This window comes from Paraburkholderia sp. BL17N1 (assembly GCF_003634175.1).
GTDB lineage: Bacteria > Pseudomonadota > Gammaproteobacteria > Burkholderiales > Burkholderiaceae > Paraburkholderia.
The window spans coordinates 1,547,181-1,565,654 of record NZ_RBIW01000001.1; the positions used below are offsets into that span (position 1 = coordinate 1,547,181).

Annotated in this window: 19 protein-coding genes; 14 read left to right on the forward strand and 5 right to left on the reverse strand. The window is 65.1% G+C overall.

The features are described from left to right. Window positions 1–57: 57 nt before the first annotated feature. The 12 genes from B0G82_RS06725 to B0G82_RS06780 all read left to right on the forward strand — a co-directional run bounded on the left by B0G82_RS06725 (window position 58) and on the right by B0G82_RS06780 (window position 13,660). On the forward strand, window positions 58–1,014 hold the full coding sequence (locus tag B0G82_RS06725; protein WP_121307011.1) for a CheR family methyltransferase: 957 nt from the start codon (window positions 58–60) through the stop codon (window positions 1,012–1,014). Then, a complete protein-coding gene (gene cheD / locus B0G82_RS06730; protein ID WP_106284786.1) occupies window positions 1,011–1,799 on the forward strand; it encodes a chemoreceptor glutamine deamidase CheD in 789 nt (262 codons plus the stop codon). Before B0G82_RS06725 ends, cheD begins: the two co-directional genes overlap by 4 nt. Before the next feature lie 5 nt (window positions 1,800–1,804). Further along, window positions 1,805–2,893, forward strand: a complete 1,089-nt coding sequence (locus B0G82_RS06735; protein WP_166679057.1) for a chemotaxis response regulator protein-glutamate methylesterase — start codon at window positions 1,805–1,807, stop codon at window positions 2,891–2,893. An 86-nt stretch (window positions 2,894–2,979) separates the two neighbouring features. Next, window positions 2,980–3,375, forward strand: coding sequence for a chemotaxis response regulator CheY (cheY, locus tag B0G82_RS06740; RefSeq protein ID WP_095417937.1), 396 nt, complete (start codon window positions 2,980–2,982; stop codon window positions 3,373–3,375). A gap of 1 nt (window position 3,376) precedes the next feature. Then, window positions 3,377–4,087 carry a protein phosphatase CheZ gene (cheZ, locus tag B0G82_RS06745; protein ID WP_106284788.1) on the forward strand — a complete coding sequence of 237 codons (711 nt, stop codon included), beginning with the start codon at window positions 3,377–3,379 and terminating at the stop codon, window positions 4,085–4,087. A 288-nt stretch (window positions 4,088–4,375) separates the two neighbouring features. Then, complete coding sequence (locus tag B0G82_RS06750) at window positions 4,376–4,921, forward strand: DUF2844 domain-containing protein (RefSeq protein WP_121307012.1); 546 nt, start codon at window positions 4,376–4,378, stop codon at window positions 4,919–4,921. 15 nt (window positions 4,922–4,936) lie between these two features. After that, on the forward strand, window positions 4,937–6,232 hold the full coding sequence (locus B0G82_RS06755; RefSeq protein WP_121307013.1) for a DUF3443 domain-containing protein: 1,296 nt from the start codon (window positions 4,937–4,939) through the stop codon (window positions 6,230–6,232). Window positions 6,233–6,482: 250 nt separating this feature from the next. Then, window positions 6,483–7,694: a flagellar biosynthesis protein FlhB gene (flhB, locus tag B0G82_RS06760; protein WP_121307014.1), complete on the forward strand. Its 1,212-nt coding sequence runs from the start codon at window positions 6,483–6,485 to the stop codon at window positions 7,692–7,694. Then, window positions 7,691–9,793 (forward strand): flagellar biosynthesis protein FlhA, encoded by a 2,103-nt coding sequence (flhA, locus tag B0G82_RS06765; RefSeq protein ID WP_121307015.1) that lies wholly within the window; start codon window positions 7,691–7,693, stop codon window positions 9,791–9,793. Before flhB ends, flhA begins: the two co-directional genes overlap by 4 nt. A gap of 328 nt (window positions 9,794–10,121) precedes the next feature. Then, window positions 10,122–12,035, forward strand: coding sequence for a flagellar biosynthesis protein FlhF (flhF, locus tag B0G82_RS06770; RefSeq protein WP_121307016.1), 1,914 nt, complete (start codon window positions 10,122–10,124; stop codon window positions 12,033–12,035). After that, window positions 12,028–12,897: an AAA family ATPase gene (locus tag B0G82_RS06775; RefSeq protein WP_106284795.1), complete on the forward strand. Its 870-nt coding sequence runs from the start codon at window positions 12,028–12,030 to the stop codon at window positions 12,895–12,897. Before flhF ends, B0G82_RS06775 begins: the two co-directional genes overlap by 8 nt. Before the next feature lie 28 nt (window positions 12,898–12,925). Next, window positions 12,926–13,660 carry an RNA polymerase sigma factor FliA gene (locus B0G82_RS06780; protein WP_012434714.1) on the forward strand — a complete coding sequence of 245 codons (735 nt, stop codon included), beginning with the start codon at window positions 12,926–12,928 and terminating at the stop codon, window positions 13,658–13,660. A 60-nt stretch (window positions 13,661–13,720) separates the two neighbouring features. Here the strand turns inward: B0G82_RS06780 and B0G82_RS06785 are convergent, their stop codons facing one another. The 5 genes from B0G82_RS06785 to flgA all read right to left on the reverse strand — a co-directional run bounded on the left by B0G82_RS06785 (window position 13,721) and on the right by flgA (window position 17,237). Beyond that, window positions 13,721–14,131, reverse strand: a complete 411-nt coding sequence (locus B0G82_RS06785; protein ID WP_116143681.1) for a type II toxin-antitoxin system HicB family antitoxin — start codon at window positions 14,129–14,131, stop codon at window positions 13,721–13,723. Beyond that, a complete protein-coding gene (locus B0G82_RS06790; RefSeq protein ID WP_106284797.1) occupies window positions 14,128–14,310 on the reverse strand; it encodes a type II toxin-antitoxin system HicA family toxin in 183 nt (60 codons plus the stop codon). Before B0G82_RS06790 ends, B0G82_RS06785 begins: the two co-directional genes overlap by 4 nt. 310 nt (window positions 14,311–14,620) lie before the next feature. Further along, a complete protein-coding gene (locus B0G82_RS06795) occupies window positions 14,621–15,067 on the reverse strand; it encodes a flagellar protein FlgN (RefSeq protein WP_121307017.1) in 447 nt (148 codons plus the stop codon). Window positions 15,068–15,161: 94 nt separating this feature from the next. Continuing rightward, a complete protein-coding gene (gene flgM / locus B0G82_RS06800; RefSeq protein WP_121307018.1) occupies window positions 15,162–15,515 on the reverse strand; it encodes a flagellar biosynthesis anti-sigma factor FlgM in 354 nt (117 codons plus the stop codon). Between the two features lie 201 nt (window positions 15,516–15,716). Beyond that, entirely contained in the window at window positions 15,717–17,237 is a 1,521-nt protein-coding gene (gene flgA, locus B0G82_RS06805; RefSeq protein ID WP_121307019.1) for a flagellar basal body P-ring formation chaperone FlgA, read from the reverse strand. A 217-nt stretch (window positions 17,238–17,454) separates the two neighbouring features. On the opposite strand from flgA, the gene flgB reads away from it, so the two are divergent. Then, window positions 17,455–17,949 carry a flagellar basal body rod protein FlgB gene (flgB, locus tag B0G82_RS06810; protein WP_012434708.1) on the forward strand — a complete coding sequence of 165 codons (495 nt, stop codon included), beginning with the start codon at window positions 17,455–17,457 and terminating at the stop codon, window positions 17,947–17,949. 92 nt (window positions 17,950–18,041) lie between these two features. Continuing rightward, window positions 18,042–18,467, forward strand: a complete 426-nt coding sequence (gene flgC, locus B0G82_RS06815) for a flagellar basal body rod protein FlgC (protein WP_012434707.1) — start codon at window positions 18,042–18,044, stop codon at window positions 18,465–18,467. The last annotated feature ends 7 nt before the right edge of the window (window positions 18,468–18,474 follow it).

An 18,474-nucleotide genomic window follows, 5' to 3' on the forward strand; every position in this document is an offset into this window, starting at 1 on the left:
CCAAGGCGAGTTGCTGGGCGGAATACGGGATGGCTCGTATCGCAGGCAGGAACACTCATGATGGCAACGCGCGCACAGCAACGTCCCGAACGTCCAGACCCGGTTAGATCCGGCGAACAGTCGCGGGATTTCGAATTCACGTCGGCGGACTTCGCTCGCATTCGCGAACTGATTCACCGCAGCGCGGGCATTTCGCTGTCGGATCACAAGCGCGATATGGCATACAGCCGTCTGGCGCGCCGTCTGCGCACCCGCGGTCTCGACACCTTCAAGCAGTATCTCGATCTGCTCGAAGCGGAAAACGATCCGGCCGAGTGGGAAGCGTTCACCAATGCGCTGACCACCAACCTGACGGCGTTTTTCCGCGAGGCGCATCACTTTCCGATCCTCGCCGATTTCGTGCCGCGCCGCCCGCAGCCGGTTTCGGTGTGGTGCTCGGCGGCCTCGACCGGTGAAGAGCCGTACTCGATCGCGATGACGCTGATCGAAGCGCTCGGCGACAGCGGCGCGCGTCAGGCATCGGTGCTCGCCACCGACATCGACACCCAGGTGCTGGCCAAGGCCGAAGCCGGCATGTATCAGTTCGATCAGGTGAAGCATCTCTCGCCCGAGCGGCTCAAGCGCTTCTTCCTGAAGGGCACTGGCGCGCACGCGGGCATGGTCAAGGTGCGCCCGGAAGTGCGTGCGCTGGTGCGCTTCGAGCAACTCAATCTCACCGACCGCGATTACCAGTTGCGTTCGCAGTTCGACGCGATCTTCTGTCGTAACGTGATGATCTATTTCGACAAGCCGACGCAAGCGCAAGTGCTCGCGCGCTTCGAGCCACTGATGAAGGCGGGCGGCCTGCTGTTCGCCGGCCACTCGGAGAACTTCACGTACGTCACGCAGGCATTCAAGCTGCGCGGCCAGACCGTATATGAATTGACGCGTGATGCAAGCGGCGCGCGTACGCCGACGGCGACCCGCGGCTCGGCGCCGGCATCGCATCAAGCGGCGAGCGGGGTGACGGTATGAGCAGCGCCCTGCCGATCGCCACCAATCTGTATTTCGACAACCACTTCCAGCGCCCCGGCGTGAAGTTGTTGCCGAACGAGTTTTACACCACGCACGAAGACATGGTGCTGGTCACCGTGCTCGGTTCCTGCGTCGCGGCCTGCATCCAGGATCGCACGGCCGGCATCGGCGGCATGAATCACTTCATGTTGCCCGACGACGGCGCGGACGTCGCGCAGGCCGCATCGGATTCGATGCGCTACGGCGCTTACGCGATGGAAGTGCTGATCAACGAACTGATCAAGGCCGGCGGCCGGCGCGAGCGCTTCGAGGCCAAGGTATTCGGCGGCGGCGCGGTGCTCGCCGGCATGACGACGATGAACATCGGCGATCGCAATTCGGAGTTCGTGCGCCGCTATCTCGCGGTGGAGAAGATCCGCATCGTCGCCGAGGACTTGCAGGGCTCGCATCCGCGCAAGGTGGCGTTCATGCCGCGCACCGGCCAGGTGATGGTGAAGAAGTTGCGCCTGCAGCAGGAAGCGGGCGTGGCCGAGCGCGAACAGGCGCTGATGCGGCGGAGCGCCGAGGCACGCGCCGAGCGGCTCGCCGCGGCGCGCAAGCGGGTGGAACTGTTCTCGGCGCCGGCCGCGTCGAGAGCCAAGGTCGAACTGTTCGGCTCGGCGGCCGGCGGAGCAACGGGAACAGCAGCGAGCAGTGCGGGCGCAGGGGCAGCAAAGCCGCGCATCGAACTGTTCGGCACGCGCCCGATTAATTCAAACAACGCCAGAACTACAGAGGAGGCGTGAGCGCTGTGCAAAAGATCAAAGTACTGTGCGTCGACGATTCGGCGCTGATCCGCAGCCTGATGACGGAAATCATCAACGGCCAGCCGGATATGACGGTAGTGGCGACCGCACCGGACCCGCTGGTCGCGCGCGATCTCATCAAGCAGCACAACCCCGATGTGCTGACGCTCGACGTCGAAATGCCGCGCATGGATGGCCTCGACTTCCTCGAGAAGCTGATGCGCCTGCGGCCGATGCCCGTTGTGATGGTCTCGTCGCTGACCGAACGCGGCAATGAAATCACGCTGCGCGCGCTGGAACTCGGCGCGGTCGACTTCGTCACCAAACCGAAGGTCGGCATCCGCGACGGCATGCTCGACTATTCGGAAAAGCTCGCCGACAAGATTCGCGCCGCCGCGCGCGCACGCGTGCGCCAGGCCGCGCCGGTGCAGCACGCGGCTGCACATGCCGCGCAGGCGACGGTCGGCGCCGCACCGCTGTTCAACAATCCGCTGCTCAGTACCGAGAAGCTGATCATCGTCGGCGCGTCGACGGGCGGCACGGAAGCGATCCGCGAAGTGCTGGTGCCGCTGCCGCCGGATGCGCCCGCGGTGTTGATCGCGCAGCATATGCCGCCGGGCTTCACAAAATCTTTTGCACAACGCCTCAATGGTTTGTGCCGGATTACCGTTAAAGAGGCAGAGCACGGCGAACGCGTGCTGCCGGGACATGCTTACATTGCACCCGGCCATGCCCATCTGTTGCTTGCGCGTAGTGGCGCGAACTATATTGCTCACCTGTCGGACGAGCCGCCGGTCAACCGGCATCGTCCGTCGGTGGACGTGCTGTTCCGTTCGGCCGCGCAGCACGCGGGCAAGAACGCGGTCGGCGTGATTCTGACCGGGATGGGGCGCGACGGCGCCGCCGGACTGCTGGACATGAAAAAGGCAGGGGCGTACACCCTTGCGCAGGACGAGGCGAGCTGTATTGTGTTCGGCATGCCGCGTGAAGCGATTGCGCTTGGCGCGGCGGACGAGATTGCCGCGTTGCCGGAAATGAGCCGACGTGTGATGGCGCGTCTCTCGGCAATGGGCGACCGCGTTCAGCGGGTATGATGCGGGCCGGTAGGATTTGAGGCGCTGGTTTGAGGCGCGAGTTGAGCGGTCAGGCGCCGCACCATGGATCAAGCAAAGGGAATGAAATGGATAAGGGAATGAAGATTCTGGTTGTTGACGACTTTCCGACGATGCGCCGGATCGTCCGCAACCTCCTCAAGGAACTCGGCTATTCGAACGTCGACGAGGCGGAAGACGGTCAAGCCGGTCTCGCGCGCTTGCGTGGTGGCACGTACGACTTCGTGATCTCCGACTGGAACATGCCGAACCTCGACGGTCTGGCCATGCTCAAGGAGATCCGCGCCGACGCCAACCTCACGCACCTGCCGGTGCTGATGGTGACGGCCGAATCGAAGAAGGAAAACATCATCGCGGCGGCGCAGGCCGGCGCGAGCGGTTATGTCGTCAAGCCGTTCACGGCCGCGACGCTCGACGAGAAGCTCAACAAGATTCTCGAGAAGATGGCCAAGACCGGGAGCTGATGTGAATCTGCCGACCAACGCGCAAGGCGCCGACGCGGGCAACGAGAGCGGCGACTTCGCGTCCGACCGTATCCTGGCTCGCATTGGACAACTGACGCGCACGCTGCGCGACTCGATGCGCGAGCTCGGGCTCGACAAGCATGTCGAGCGTGCGGCCGAAGCCGTGCCCGATGCCCGCGACCGCCTGAAGTACATCGCGGATATGACGGAGCAGGCCGCTGAGCGCGTCCTGTCCGCTATCGACATCGCCAAGCCGATTCAGGAGCAGCTGCAGAAAGACGCGGGCGAACTCGACGCGCGTTGGGAGCAGTGGTACGCGGCGCCGATCGAGCGCGAGGAAGTGCGCGCGTTGATGAACGACACGCGGACCTTTCTGCGCGGCGTGCCCGAGGCGACCAGCGGGACCAACTCGCAGCTCATGGAGATCATGCTGGCGCAGGACTTCCAGGATCTGACCGGCCAGGTCATCAAGAAGATCACGGATGTCGTGTATCTGATCGAGCAACAGCTGCTCGGCGTGCTGGTCGAGAACATCGCGCTCGAACGGCGCGAGCAGTTCGCGGCGAACGCGGCGGCACTGGCGGCCGAAGTCTCGTCGACCGGCAGCCCCGAGCATCTGCTGAACGGTCCGCAAATCAATCCGGAAGGCAAAACGGACGTGGTGCAGGACCAGTCGCAAGTGGACGATCTTCTGGCCAGCCTCGGCTTCTGACCCCGTCGGCGCGACGCCACGTCGCGCCCGCCCACCAAAGGCGCCGGGTCCAACCGGGACCCATAGCGAGCCACGCCCCCGCGTGTGCTTGCTGTCTGCCGACACAAACCACAGGCATACTACGGGCTCAAGCAGCGGCACGGCGCTCCGGTGAAGACACATGCCGGTCGGTGGCACGATGGGGAGAAACCCTCCACGGTGCGACCGCAGCGGTGCCGTATGATCTGCGTACATGCAGCCGGTTTGCATCACGTGCGAACCGAGCGGCCGCTCGGGAGGAGCCTTGTTATGTGGAGTCGTGTACGCCGCGCCGGGATTGTTACGGCGCTTGCCTTGCCCTGTTCGCTAATCGTCGTGCAGTCCGCTCATGCTGGACTGGGCGGCGCCCCCATGACACCGCCCACGGGCGCGTCCGTCTCGTCGCGTACCGTTCAGCCCGGCAACAGCGCTGTCAACGCGGCGCAGAGCGTGATGCGTTCCGCGTCCAACGCCGGGTCGTCCGCTACAGCTTCCACGTCTTACACCGTGCGTGAGACGGCGCTTGGCAACGGCACCGTGGTCCGCGAATATCTCGCCTCGGACGGCTCTGTGTTCGGCATCGCCTGGCGCGGCCCGCAAATGCCGGATCTGAACGATCTGCTCGGCAGCTATTTCCCGCAGTACGTGGCCGGCGTGAAAGCGGTGCGCGCGGCGCGCGGCGGCGGCCGCGGCCCGGTCGCGGTCGACCAGAGCGGCCTCGTGGTGCGCTCCGGCGGTCACATGGGCTCGTTCAATGGCCAGGCGTGGTTGCCCCCTGCGCTGCCCGCCGGCGTCAGCGGTTCAGACATCCAGTAATAGCGAGGACGAGACATGCGAACCAAGCATATTGCTGTGAAGCTCGAGGGTTGGATGCAGGCCGTCGTGGCCGTGGCGCTGGTGTCCGCGCTCGTCGCGTGCGGCGGCGGTGGCGGCTCCAGTAACGATTCTTCGGCCACGTTGAACGGCGGCTCGCTGCCGGCCAGTCCGACCCAGCAGCCGATCGCTGCGACTGCGGCGAATACAGTGCCCATCACCGTCGGCCGGGGCGTGAACGGCGTCATCAATATCCCGGCGGTCAGCGTGAGAATCTGCGCGCCCGGCTCAACTACCAATTGTCAGACCATTGACAACATCCAGGTCGATACCGGTTCCTACGGGCTGCGCGTGGTCAGCTCGGTCCTGAACGCCTCGCTGCTCAATGCGTTGCCGGTCAGCACCATCAGCGGCAGCGGCGCGCAGCTCGCCGAGTGCGCGACCTTCGCGGACGGCTTCACGTGGGGCACGGTGCGCACGGCGACCATCGCGATCGGCGGCGAGACCACGACGGCGGCGGTTCCGATGCAGATCATCGGCGACAAGGATTCGAGCACGGTGCCCACGCCCGGCTGCGGCAGCGGCCAGGCCGAGAACAAGGTTGACGATCTCGGCGCCAACGGTATTCTCGGCATCGGCACGTCGCCCACCGATTGCGGTACGACCTGCTCGGACCCGGCGCAGGCCGCCAAATTCAGCAATTACTTCGCCTGTCCGGGCGGCGTGTCTTGCGCCCGCACGGCGGTGCCACTCGCGCAGCAGGTGGCCAATCCGGTCCCGTTTTTCCCGGTGGACAACAACGGCGTGATCGTGCAGATGCCGCCGGTGTCGAATACCGGCGCAGCGTCGGCCACCGGCACACTGGTGTTCGGCGTCGGCACGCAGGCGAACAACGCGCTCACCGGGGTCCAGCTTTTCACCACCGACGCTTTCGGCGACATGGACAACAGCGTGTTCAACGGCACGCAGGTACAAGCCTTCCTCGATTCGGGCTCGAACGCCTACTTCTTCGGCGATAGCTCGCTTGCGCAGTGCGGCAGCAACTTCGCGGGCTTTTACTGCCCATCGTCGGCGCAAACGCGGACGCTGACGCTGGTCGGGCTGAACAAGGCGCAGGCGAACGCCAGCATCGGCATCCTGAGTGCCGCGACGCTGTTCAGCAACGGCAACAACTACGCGTTCAACGACCTGGCGGGGCAGATCGGCGGCAACAGCAGCTTCGATCTCGGATTGCCGTTCTTCTACGGCCGCCATGTGTATTACGGCATCGATCAGACCGCGAATGGCGGTCAAACGCCTTTCGTGGCGTTCTGATCGAAGCGCCACACTGTGAAGCCTGAGGGCTGAAGCCGAACCGGCGCACGCGCGAAACACGCGGGTGTCCGGCTTGGCCACGATTGCCGTTTCGCGTCAGCAGGGCCGGCCGGCGGGCTTCCCGGCCGTCTCCATCCGTCGAAATACCCCCCTTTCTCCGCCTTTATCCGCCGATCGGTGCTTGCGTCGAGCGGGAATAATCGCTCTCACTGGAAAGAGGCGCCGTGCCTCAGCCGACCGGAGAGCGTTTGTGGCAGAGGATAGCGACCTCGAAAAAACCGAATCAGCCACTCCCCGGCGCCTGCAGAAGGCGCGCGAGGAAGGGCAGATCGTGCGTTCGCGCGAGCTGTCCACGTTTGCGCTGCTGGCGGCGGGGTTCTTCGGCGTGTGGGGGATGTCCGGCAGCATCGGCGAACATTTGCAGGGCATGCTGCGCGTGGCCTTCACGTTCGATCACGCCGGCGCGTTCGAGACCCGCCGCATGATGATCGGCGCGGGCGTGGCGAGCCGCGAAGGGCTCTACGCGCTGCTGCCGATTCTCGCCTTCACCGGCGTCGCCGCCTTGTTCGCGCCGATGGCGCTGGGCGGCTGGCAGTTGTCGGCGAAAGGCCTCGAGCCGAAGTTCGACCGCCTCAATCCGATCGCCGGCCTCGGCAAGATGTTTTCGATCAACGGACCGATCCAGCTCGGCATGTCGCTCGCGAAGACGCTGGTGGTGGGCGTGATCGGCGGCACGGCGATCTGGAATCGCCGCGAAGAGATTCTCGCGCTGGCGACCCAGCCGCTGCATCTCGCGCTCGCCAACACCGTGCATCTGATCGCCGTGTGCTGCGGCATGACGGTCGCGGGCATGTTCGTCGTCGCCGCGATGGATGTGCCGTATCAACTGTGGCAATTCCACAAGAAGCTGCGCATGACGAAGGAAGAAGTGAAGCGCGAACACCGCGAAAGCGAAGGCGATCCGCACGTCAAAGGCCGGATTCGCCAGCAACAGCGCGCGATTGCCCGTCGCCGCATGATGACCAACGTGCCGAAGGCCGACGTGGTGGTGACCAACCCGACGCACTTCGCCGTGGCGCTGCAATACACCGACGGCGAGATGCGCGCGCCGAAGGTGGTCGCCAAGGGCGTCAATCTGGTGGCGGCGCGAATTCGCGAAATTGCCGCCGAGAACAATGTGCCGCTGCTGGAAGCGCCGCCGCTCGCGCGGGCGCTGTACCACAACGTCGAACTCAATCGCGAGATTCCGGGCCCGCTGTACGGCGCGGTCGCCGAAGTGCTCGCGTGGGTGTATCAGTTGCGGCGCTTCAAGGCCGAGGGCGGCGACGTGCCGCTCGCACCGACCGAACTCGACGTGCCCGCGGAACTCGACAAGGGCGGCGTATCGGACGACGAAGCCGATCAGGAAGCCGCCGACACGCTCAACCCAGATAACGAAGACGCTTCAGGAGCCTCCGCATGAACGCTCGCGCCGGTTTCCTCGCCCGACGGCCAGACGCCTTGAGCAGCACCAATTTGCGCGCCCTCGCCGGGCCGGTGCTGATCTGCATGATCCTCGGCATGATGATTTTGCCGTTGCCGCCGTTCCTGCTGGATCTGCTGTTCACCTTCAACATCGCGCTGTCCGTGATGGTGCTGCTCGTCAGCATGTACACGATGAAGCCGCTCGATTTCGCGGCATTCCCGAGCGTGCTGCTGTTCTCGACCTTGCTGCGCCTTTCGCTGAACGTGGCGTCCACGCGGGTCGTGCTGCTCGAGGGCCATACCGGCCCCGACGCGGCCGGCCAGGTGATCGAGTCGTTCGGCCACTTCCTCGTGGGCGGCAACTTCGCGGTCGGTATCGTCGTCTTCATCATCCTGATGGTGATCAACTTCATGGTGATCACCAAGGGCGCGGGGCGGATCGCGGAAGTGTCCGCGCGCTTCACGCTCGACGCGATGCCCGGCAAGCAGATGGCGATCGACGCCGACCTGAATGCCGGCCTCATCAACGAAGAACAGGCCCGCAAGCGCCGCTCGGAAGTCTCGCAGGAAGCCGAGTTCTACGGCTCGATGGACGGCGCGAGCAAGTTCGTGCGCGGCGATGCGATCGCCGGTTTGCTGATCATGGTGATCAACATCATTGGCGGACTGATCGTCGGTATCGTGCAGCACGACATGAGCTTCGCGGCGGCGGGCAAGAACTACACGCTGCTCACCATCGGTGACGGTCTCGTCGCGCAGATTCCGTCGCTGGTGATTTCGACCGCCGCCGGTGTGATCGTCTCGCGTGTGGCGACCAACGAAGACATCGGCACGCAGCTCACGGGACAGCTCTTCACTAATCCGCGCGTGCTGATGATCACCGGCTGCATTCTCGTGCTGATGGGCCTGATTCCGGGCATGCCGCACTTCGCGTTTCTGATTCTCGGCGGCGGTCTGATCCAGCTCGGCCGCACGATGAAAAAGCGCGCCGAGGAGCGCAAGAACACCACGGCGCTCGTCGATGTCGCACCGGCCGCGCTGGCGCCGGTCGAAAACACCGAAGCGAGCTGGGACGACGTGACGATGATCGACACGCTCGGCCTCGAAGTCGGCTATCGGCTGATTCCGCTCGTCGACAAGAACTCGGACGGCGAACTGCTCAAGCGGATCAAGAGCATCCGCAAGAAGTTCGCGCAGGAAATCGGCTTTCTGCCGCCGGTCATTCACATCCGCGACAACCTGGAATTGCGGCCGAACGGCTATCGCATCGCGCTCAAGGGCGTCGAAGTGGGCGTCGGCGAAGCGTATCCGGGCCAGTGGCTGGCGATCAACCCGGGCCAGGTGTCCGCCGCGCTGCCGGGCACGCCGACGCAAGATCCCGCCTTCGGCTTGCCGGCCATCTGGATCGATACGAATCTGCGTGAGCAGGCGCAGGTGTACGGCTACACGGTGGTCGATTCGAGCACGGTGGTGGCGACGCACCTGAATCACCTCGTGGTCACGCATGCGTCGGAATTGCTCGGCCGCCGCGAAGTGCAGGCATTGCTCGAACGGATGCAGAAGGACACGCCGTCGCTGGTCGACGATCTGGTGCCGAAGGCGCTGCCGCTCACCACGCTGCAAAAGGTGCTGCAAAATCTGCTGGAAGAAGGCGTGCCGATTCGCGACATGCGCACGATTCTCGAAGCGCTCTCCGAACACACGCCGAAGATCACCGACGCGCACGATCTCACCGCCGCCGTGCGCCTCGCGCTCGGTCGGGCGATCACGCAGCAGTGGTTCCCGGGCGTCGGCGATATGCAGGTGATGGGCCTTGATTCGAATCTCGAACGCGTGCTCTCGCAGGCGCTCTCGACCGGCTCCAATCCGGGTCTCGAGCCGGGCCTCGCGCACACGCTGCTGAACGAAACCCAGAAGGCGATGACGCGTCAGCAGAACCTCGGGCTTGCGCCTGTGCTGCTGGTGCAGCATGCGTTGCGCCCGATGCTCGCGCGCTTCCTGCGTCGCAGCCTGCCGCAGCTGAAGGTGCTGTCGTATGCGGAAGTGCCCGACACGCGCAATATCAAGGTGGTGAATCTGATCGGCGCGCACGGGTAAGGCGGATCGCTCACCGAGGCCAGTTTGTGGCCGATGTCTTTTGCCGGCGCTCGTGGAGCGCCGGTTTTCATTTCGTCGCCTGACTTTTCATGTCGCAAGCGGACGGCGGAGTACACGCCGCGTCCGCGAAAGCGCCGTCCGACGCCGCCGCCAGGCGTGTTTCAAACCGGCGTGCGTGTGAATCGAAGCACGTTTCCATCGTCCGAATTGCCCACCTTTAACGGTCTTTATCCATCGATCGTGCCTCGACGGGTTTCGCAATAATGATCTCAATGGGAAGCGGTATGTTGCCGGTCCGTTAGTCCGTTTACCTCATCGGGGGTCCAGCTTGAACATTCGTAAATTCGTCGGTGCTACCAGTCGTGATGCGCTGCGTCTCGTGCGCGAAGCGTTGGGCGCGGACGCGGTCGTACTGTCCAATCGCACGATGGACGACGGCAGCGTCGAGATCGTCGCGCTGGCCGACAGCGACCTCGCCGCACTCTCGCCGAAAGTCCCGCGCGCAGGCGCCGGCGCACCGCAGGCTGGATCGATGAATGCGATGGCTGGACGGCCCGCGCTGGCCGCGCCGCGCGCCATGCCGGCGGCAGCGCCGATGCAGGCGAACCCGTATGCGAGCGGCATGCCCGATGTGTTCTCGTCGGTGTTCGGCGCGAGCCCGGAAGCCGGCGCGGAGAGTCTCGGCAACGGCGTTGGCAACCACGTCTCATACTCCGAGCACATTGACGACGACGCGAGCGACGCACCGACCGCCGCCCCCGTCAAGGCAGCCGCCCCGATCAAGGCAGCCGCGGAAGTGCCGTCGAAACCGACCAGCCCCGAGCAACCGAGCGCCCGCGCCGCGGCCTCGCGCCTCACCGAAGACATCCGCGCCGATCTGCTCAAAGCGGCCGGCGTGCCGGCTGCGTCCACCGCACCGGGCGCCGACGTGCAAACGCCGCGCACGATGGCCGAATCGAATCCCTGGCTGATCGACCACGCTCGCCGCATCGCCGCCGAACAGCAGCAGGAAGGCGCATACAGCGCGCGTCCCGCCGCGATGACGCCGGCTGCCGCGATGGCCAAGGGCCTCGGTGCCGCCGTCGAACCGGCCAAGGCCGCCGCGCCGCAGGGGGGCGATACGCCCGACTGGGCGCGCGAAGGCGCGCAAGCCGCCGCACGCCGCGCCGCGCAGAAAAACGCATCGGCGCCGTCCTCGAACGACGACGCCCGCACGCCCGCTTCGGTCGCCGAAGCAATCAAGGCGCGTATGGAGCAAGTCGTCAACGACACCGTGATGAGCGAACTGTCGTCGATGCGCGGAATGATGGAAGAGCATTTCGCCGGCCTGCTGTGGGGCGAGCGCCAACGCCGCAACCCGGTGCGCGCCTCGCTCACCAAGCATCTGTTCGCGGCCGGTTTCTCCGCGCAGCTCGTGCAGATGATGGTCGACAACCTGCCGGCCGACGTCGAGAACATGGATGGCGGCATGGACTGGGTCCGCTCGGTGCTCGATTCGAACCTGCCGGTGATGGAAGACGAAGACGCGCTGATGGAGCGCGGCGGCGTATTCGCGCTGATGGGCCCGACGGGCGTCGGCAAGACGACGACCACCGCCAAGCTCGCCGCGCGTTGCGTGATGCGCTTCGGCGCCAGCAAGGTCGCCTTGCTCACCACCGACAGCTACCGGATCGGCGGCCACGAACAACTGCGCATCTTCGGCAAGATTCTCGGCGTGTCGGTGCACGCGGTAAAAGACGGCGCCGACCTGCAACTCGCGCTCGCCGAACTGCGCAACAAGCACATCGTGCTGATCGACACGATCGGCATGAGCCAGCGCGACCGCCTCGTCTCCGACCAGATCGCGATGCTTTGCCACGCCGGTCAGCCGGTGCAACGCCTGCTGCTGCTCAATGCCACCAGCCATGGCGACACGCTCAACGAAGTCGTGCAAGCCTATCAGCGCGCGCCGGATCAACAGCCGCTCGCCGGCTGCATTCTGACCAAGCTCGACGAAGCCACCAATCTCGGCGGCGTGCTCGATACGGTGATCCGTTACAAGCTGCCGGTGCATTACGTGTCGACCGGTCAGAAGGTGCCGGAGAACTTGTACGTGGCGACAAAGAAATTCCTGATCAAGAGCACCTTCTGCATACCGCGCGATAACTCGCCATTCGTGCCGCACGACGACGACATTCCGGCGTTGCTGTCCGCATTGTCCGCACGTTCCACGGCCGAATTGCACGAGGTCCGCTTTGGATAAGGTCATCTCCGATCAGGCAGAAGGACTGCGGCGGATGTTGGCCCGCAGCGGCTCGCGTGTGATTGCGGTGACGAGCGGCTCGGCCGGCGTCGGCTCGACGACGACGGTGGTGAACCTCGCCGCCGCGCTGGCGCAGCAGGGCAAGGACGTGCTCGTGATCGACGAATGCCTCGGCGAGAAGTCGGTGAGCACGATGCTCGGCGGCGTGCGCGGGGCGGGCAATTTCGCCGCCGTGATGCGCGGCGAGATGACGCTCGACGACGCCGCTGCAAGGCACGCGCTCGGCTTCTCGGTGCTGGCCGCCTCGCGCCCGAACCGGGAAGGTCATACGGCCGCGGAGTTCGGCGTGGTGTTGCGCGGTTCCGCCGACGTCGTGCTGATCGACGCGGAACTGGATGCGCAAGGGCATCTCTCGGCGCTCGCGAGGCAAGCGCACGACGTGATGATCGTCACGCGCATGGCCGCGCACGCGATCACCGACGCGTACGCATGCATGAAGCGCCTGCACTACGCGCACGCCATCGCGCAGTTCCGCGTGCTGGTGAACCACGTGCAGAGCGTGAACGACGCGCATACCGCGTTTGCAAACCTGGCCGGCGTGGCCGGGCGCTACCTGACGGTGGCGCTGGAAGACGCCGGTTGTATTGCCGCCGATGCGCGGATGGCGCGAGCCCTGGAGTTGTCGCGTTGTGTCGTCGATGCGTTTCCATCGACACCGGCTGCGCGCGACTTCCGGCACCTCGCCGCCGAATTGCAGTACTGGCCGATGCGGCCAGCGATGTCGTCGCAAACGCCGTGGATGGCGCCTGCGGCAGTTACAGCGGCGCAACACGCCGACCAACCGTCTGCGCAGCACGCCTGAGTGGCGGCACAAGGACAAGGGGAGCACGATGTATAACGCTCAGGGAAAGATTTCCCAAGCCGAAGTTCTGACGAAGTACGCACCGCTGGTGCGTCGCCTCGGCTTGCAGCTCGTCGCCAAGATGCCGGCGAGCGTCGATCTCGACGATCTGATCCAGGCCGGCATGATCGGACTGCTGGACGCGGCAGGCCGCTACAAGGAAGACCAGGGCGCGCAGTTCGAGACTTACGCGAGCCAGCGGATTCGCGGCGCGATGCTCGACGAATTGCGCAGCAACGACTGGTTGCCGCGCAGCTTGCGGCGCACCTCGCGTGAAGTGGAGACGGCGGTGCACAAGGTGGAGCAGAATCTGGGCCGCTCGGCGAGCGAAACGGAAATCGCCGAGCACCTGCAAATGCCGCTCGACGAGTATCAGTCGATGCTGCAGGATCTGCACGGCAGCCAGCTGATCTATTACGAAGACTTCGACCGTTCGGCGGACGACGAGCCGTTCCTCGACCGCTACTGCGTCGATCACTCGGACCCGCTGTCGGCGCTGCTCGACGACAGCCTGCGCTCGGCGCTGGTGGAGGCGATCGACCGCCTGCCGGACCGCGAGAAGCTGTTGATGTCGCTGTACTACGAACGCGGCATGAACCTGCGCGAAATCGGCGCGGTGATGGAAGTCAGCGAATCGCGAGTCTGCCAGTTGCACAGCCAGGCCGTGGCCCGTTTGCGTACGCGCTTGCGCGAGATGGCTTGGGCGAACGCCGAGGCGACCTGAAGTTCGGGTATTCGGTGATGTAAATGAGCGGTGAGCGGCGTGTCTCGCCTCCGCTTGACCTCATGCCTCGGCCATTTCATGTTCCGCGGCCAGTGCCAGAAAGGCCGAGCGCGACATGCCACGCGCCTGGGCATAAGTGTCGATCTCCTGGACCAGCGCTTCGGGCAGCGAGATATTGATTCGTACCGCCTTCTTCAAGGCGGGAATATTCCGGGTGGCGACAAGTCCCCACGTGAAATCCGCATAGTCGGGATTGCGGCGGTGCTCTTGCAGCGTGCGCCGCGCGGGAATCGGCAAGCCCTCGTCGAGCAGCACTTCCAGATGCGCCTCGATAGCCTCCTTGGCGTTCGCGTAGGCTTCCTCCAGCGTATCGCCTGCCGCAAAACAGCCCGGGATGTCGGGCACGATGACGCCGAACGCGTGATCCGCGCTGCCCGGTTCAATCGCGATAGGGAAAGTCAGGTTTTTCATTTCAGGCCCGCCTGTTTCAGGATGCTGTTCAATGTGCCGGGCGGAAGATCTTTCTTCGGATGCGGGATGGTCACGAGACCGGCTCTTGCCGCGTGACGAAAATGATGGTGGCTGCCCGATGTGCGGACCAGCTGCCAACCCGCCGCCTGAATGAGTTTCACGACCTCGGCACTTTTCATACTGCACTCCTCGAATCATACACACCATTACACAACCTCGCTAGTGGTTAGCACTCCGTTGATGCACGTCCGGATAGCCTTGAAAAAGCGCGGGACGGCGGACCAACTCAGTAAGGGGGAAGTCGTGATTTCAACGCGGCTGGCGATTTCGCGCCACCTGGCCGGATGGCTAACGTGTGCGGGAAGGAGTGAGGCGCGCTCGAAGCGGGGCGCCTGAAAAGCAAAAAGGGCTCATCAAAAGACGAGCCCTTTCAATCCATCTGTTTCAGCCAAGCCCACGCGTCAGGCCGTGCCGATCCAGCGACAATCTTTACACGGCGGGACGCGCCGGAATCCGGCCATCCGGACCATAGAAGCCGGCCTTCTGCGGCGCGGCTACCTGAAGCGCCTTCAGCGCCCTCTGGTTGTAGTCCATTCGCACGCGGATCAGTTCGCCGTTGCTGGTATTGCAGCGTCGCGCGCGTTCGGCGGCTTTCTGCAGCAACGACCACTGCTCGGCGACGCGCGTGTCGGTGCTGGCCGCGAGCTCCATGCCGGGCCAGCCGGCGGGAAAGCCCATCTCGGCGAGCAGCCCGTCACGGGTGGCTTCGAGCTTGGCGAGCGCGCCAATCAGTTCGGTTTTCTTCTCGACGATCGGTGGCAGCAATTCCAGCGGCGACAAGGCAGTGAGCGCCTTGGTCTCGAGCGTCAGAATCGAGGCAAAGGCCTCGACGGCCGAATATTCTTCGATGAGGGTGGCAAGCAGGGCGTCTTTCATCTCAACAACTCGCTGAACACGACGGCTCGCGCATGATCCGCGAGCCGGGTTTGTCGAACGCCGCCCGGCACTTCACCGTACTTCGATGCGTCGATCAGTTGCCGGTCGACGAGGTTTTGCTTTGCAACAGTTCGCGTGCGGTGTTCAGCACGCCGTCGGCGATCTTGCCGGAATCGATCTTCAGCGAGCCGTCCTTGATGGCCTGCTTGATCGACTCGACGTGCGCCGTGTCGATATCGGCCGAGCCGGACGCCGCGAGACTGCGCAGATGCTGCGACAAACCCGACAGGCTGACGCTGGCGTCGCCCGAACCGCTGGTGGTGGTCTGCGAGGCCGTGCCCGCATTCTGCGCGTTGCTGTTCGCGGTCGTCGCTTCGCCTGCTTGCGAGCGGGACAGGGCGTCTTTCAACGTCGGCAGATTCGAATTGTTTGTGGAATCGACTTTCACGATTGGCTTCCTGAACGATTTGATCCTTATAACGGCTACCGCTGATCAAAACTTTAGCGCAATCGATCAAGGCGTTACCTTTCCTTACATCTCCACACGGCCCGTTGGCGGGCCTCATTTCGGCGCTGCCCGCCGCACTGCTCGCGGCGGCCAGAACGGGCGCGGCGCGGGAGTTCGTCATGGCGTGCGCGCCGTAGCGGTTCACAGCTGAATCTCCACGGTCGAGCCATCCTTCACGATGCCGGAAATGATCTGGCCGTTGGCCGTCTTGACCCGCACCTGCTGGCCCGGCGACGCATTGTTCATCGCGCTGCCTTCCGCCGAAATCGCGAAACCTTCGCCGGCTGCCACGACTCGCACCGTCTGTCCGATCGAAACCGCCGACGCGCTTTTCAGCATGTCGCGGCGCAGCGGCATGCCGCCGGCGACGCGCGTGAGCGTGACCGAGCCGACCGCCTGCGACGGGTCCGTGACGATGGCTTGCGGCAAGCCGGTGAGATCGCCGTCACGCGCGACGAGGTCGGCGGCGGTGAGCACTTCGCCGGGCGCCATGGCGCGGGCGGCCAGATAGTAGGTGGCGTGCAGCGAGATGCGCGCCTGCAGATAAATGGTCCACGGACGCTCGCCCGCACAGCGCACGCCGACGGTCATGCGGCCCCACAGGCGCGCGCCGCTAGGCATGAACGGTTCGAGCATCGTGCAGTCCGCGAGACCGCGCGGAAACGCCGGCGCCACGGTGATGTCGACCTTGCCGGGCAAGCCGGCGGACTGCTGCTGCAGGAATGCGAGCGCGGCGCGGCGGATCGCTTCCGGATCCTGCTGGCCGGGCAGCGGCGCGGCTGGCGCGAGTGTCGCGGGGCGCAGATTCTGTTGCGCGACAGCCGGTGCGACTTGCCGCGCGGCCGGCGTGCGGGCGATGGTGGCCGGCGCGGCCGAAGGCGCCGCCGTTGCAACCGGCGCCACGGCGGCGCGGGTCGCGAGCGGCTTGCCATTCGCGCCCAACTGCGGCGGCTCGCCGCGCGACGCCAAACTATCGAAACCTGCCGCCGCGGATGCCCCAGCGGCTGCATTGAGCGGCGCATTGGCGGCAACCGGCTGAACGCCTGCCGCTTGCCGAGCGCCGTTGGCCTGCGGCGCGGGCGTCACCATGACCGGAACCACCTGACGCGAACCCGGCATGACATTGACCCGTGCAACGCCGTCCATGGCGGCGGCATTGGCGCTGCCCGGCGCGGGAATCGTCACGACGCCGTTGGCGTCGGGCCTGAAGCTGGTGCGGATCATTTGCGGCGCGGCGGGCGGTTCGCCCGCGCCCGGAATGACGATCGAGCCGCCAGCGTTGGCGGCGCGCGTGAATGAATCGGCGTTGCGAGCCGCGGAATTCGACCTCAGCGATTGCGCGGTGGCAGCGGCCAGTGTGGCGGCGGAGCCGGTGCGTTTCGCCGGCGCGGCTTGCATGTGCTCGGCCAGATCGGCGAGCGCGGCAGGGTTCTTTTCTCCCGGACCGGGAATCACGATCGGGCCGCCGGCTTCCTGGGCCTGCGTGGTAGTGGGCAGCAGCACAATGCCGCCGGCGACCCACACCGCCAGATTCACGACGAGGCGAGTCAGGAGACGTGAGGCCGGACGCGCAACACGCCGTGCGACGCCGGCACCCGCACCCACGCGATGCGCCGCCGCGCAATTCGCGCGGTGCGTCGGATCGAAAGCGGGCTGGTCCATCGTGTTTCTCCATCGAATGCATCGGTACGCCTTGCATTCTAGTGAGCGCCCCCTTTGCGCAAACGTTGAATAGAAGCCCCCTTTCCCGGTTATTCGTCCGATTGCCGCTTGCGTTCGGCCCATAAGATGCACCTCATGCAAAAAGGTCTTCCCGCCTGGTGCAGTCCTCACGCGAGGCATGCATGGGAAGCCTCGGGAACGTTCTCCGGAGATTCTTATGCTGGACAAACTCGATGCCGAATTCGCCTTTGGCCGTCAAGCGCTCGATGTGCGTGCCTACCGGCAGGAGCTGTTGTCGTCGAATATCGCCAACGCCGATACCCCTGGGTACAAGGCGCGCGACGTCGACTTCGCCTCGTCGCTCGCCGGCGCGCTGAAGAAGAGCGGCAGCGCCACCGGCACTGCCGCATCGAACAACGCGACGCTGGCGATGACGCAACCCGCGGGTGTGACGAGCGGCATGTCGATGGTGTCGACGGCGCCGGGCCACATGGCCGGCAAGTCGACGCTGACGCCGACCGGCGGCCCGTCCGACGACTACGGCAATCTGCAATACCGCGTGCCGACCCAACCCGCGCTCGACGGCAACACGGTCGACATCGATACCGAGCGGGTGCAGTTCGCGGACAACACGCTGCATTTCGAATCGGGCATGACGGTGTTGTCCAGCCAGATCAAAACGATGCTGTCGGCGATCCAGTCGGGCTCGTAAGAAGCCACGCCGACAGACTCAGCAGTACGCAAGAACAATCGCTACGGGATTAACTTGGAAGCCGGCTCTACCGGCAGGAGAGGTCAGGAAACATGCCATCCCTGATGAACATTTTTGGTGTTGCAGGCTCCGCGATGTCCGCGCAGTCGCAACGGCTCAACGTGACGGCGTCGAATCTCGCCAACGCGGACAGCACGACCGGCCCGGACGGCCAGCCGTATAAGGCCAAGCAGGTCGTGTTCGCGGTCAGCCCGCTCGGCGGCGCGCGCACGGCGTCCGGCCAGCAGGTCGGCGGCGTGCAGGTCACCGGCGTGGTCGACGACCCGACGCCGATGAAGACCGCCTACGACCCCGGCAATCCGGCCGCCAATTCGGACGGCTACGTCACGTTGCCGAACGTCGATCCGGTGCAGGAGATGGTCAACATGATCTCGGCCTCGCGCTCGTACCAGGCCAACGTCGAGACCTTGAACACCGCCAAGACACTGATGCTGAAAACGCTCACGATCGGAACCTGAGGAGAGC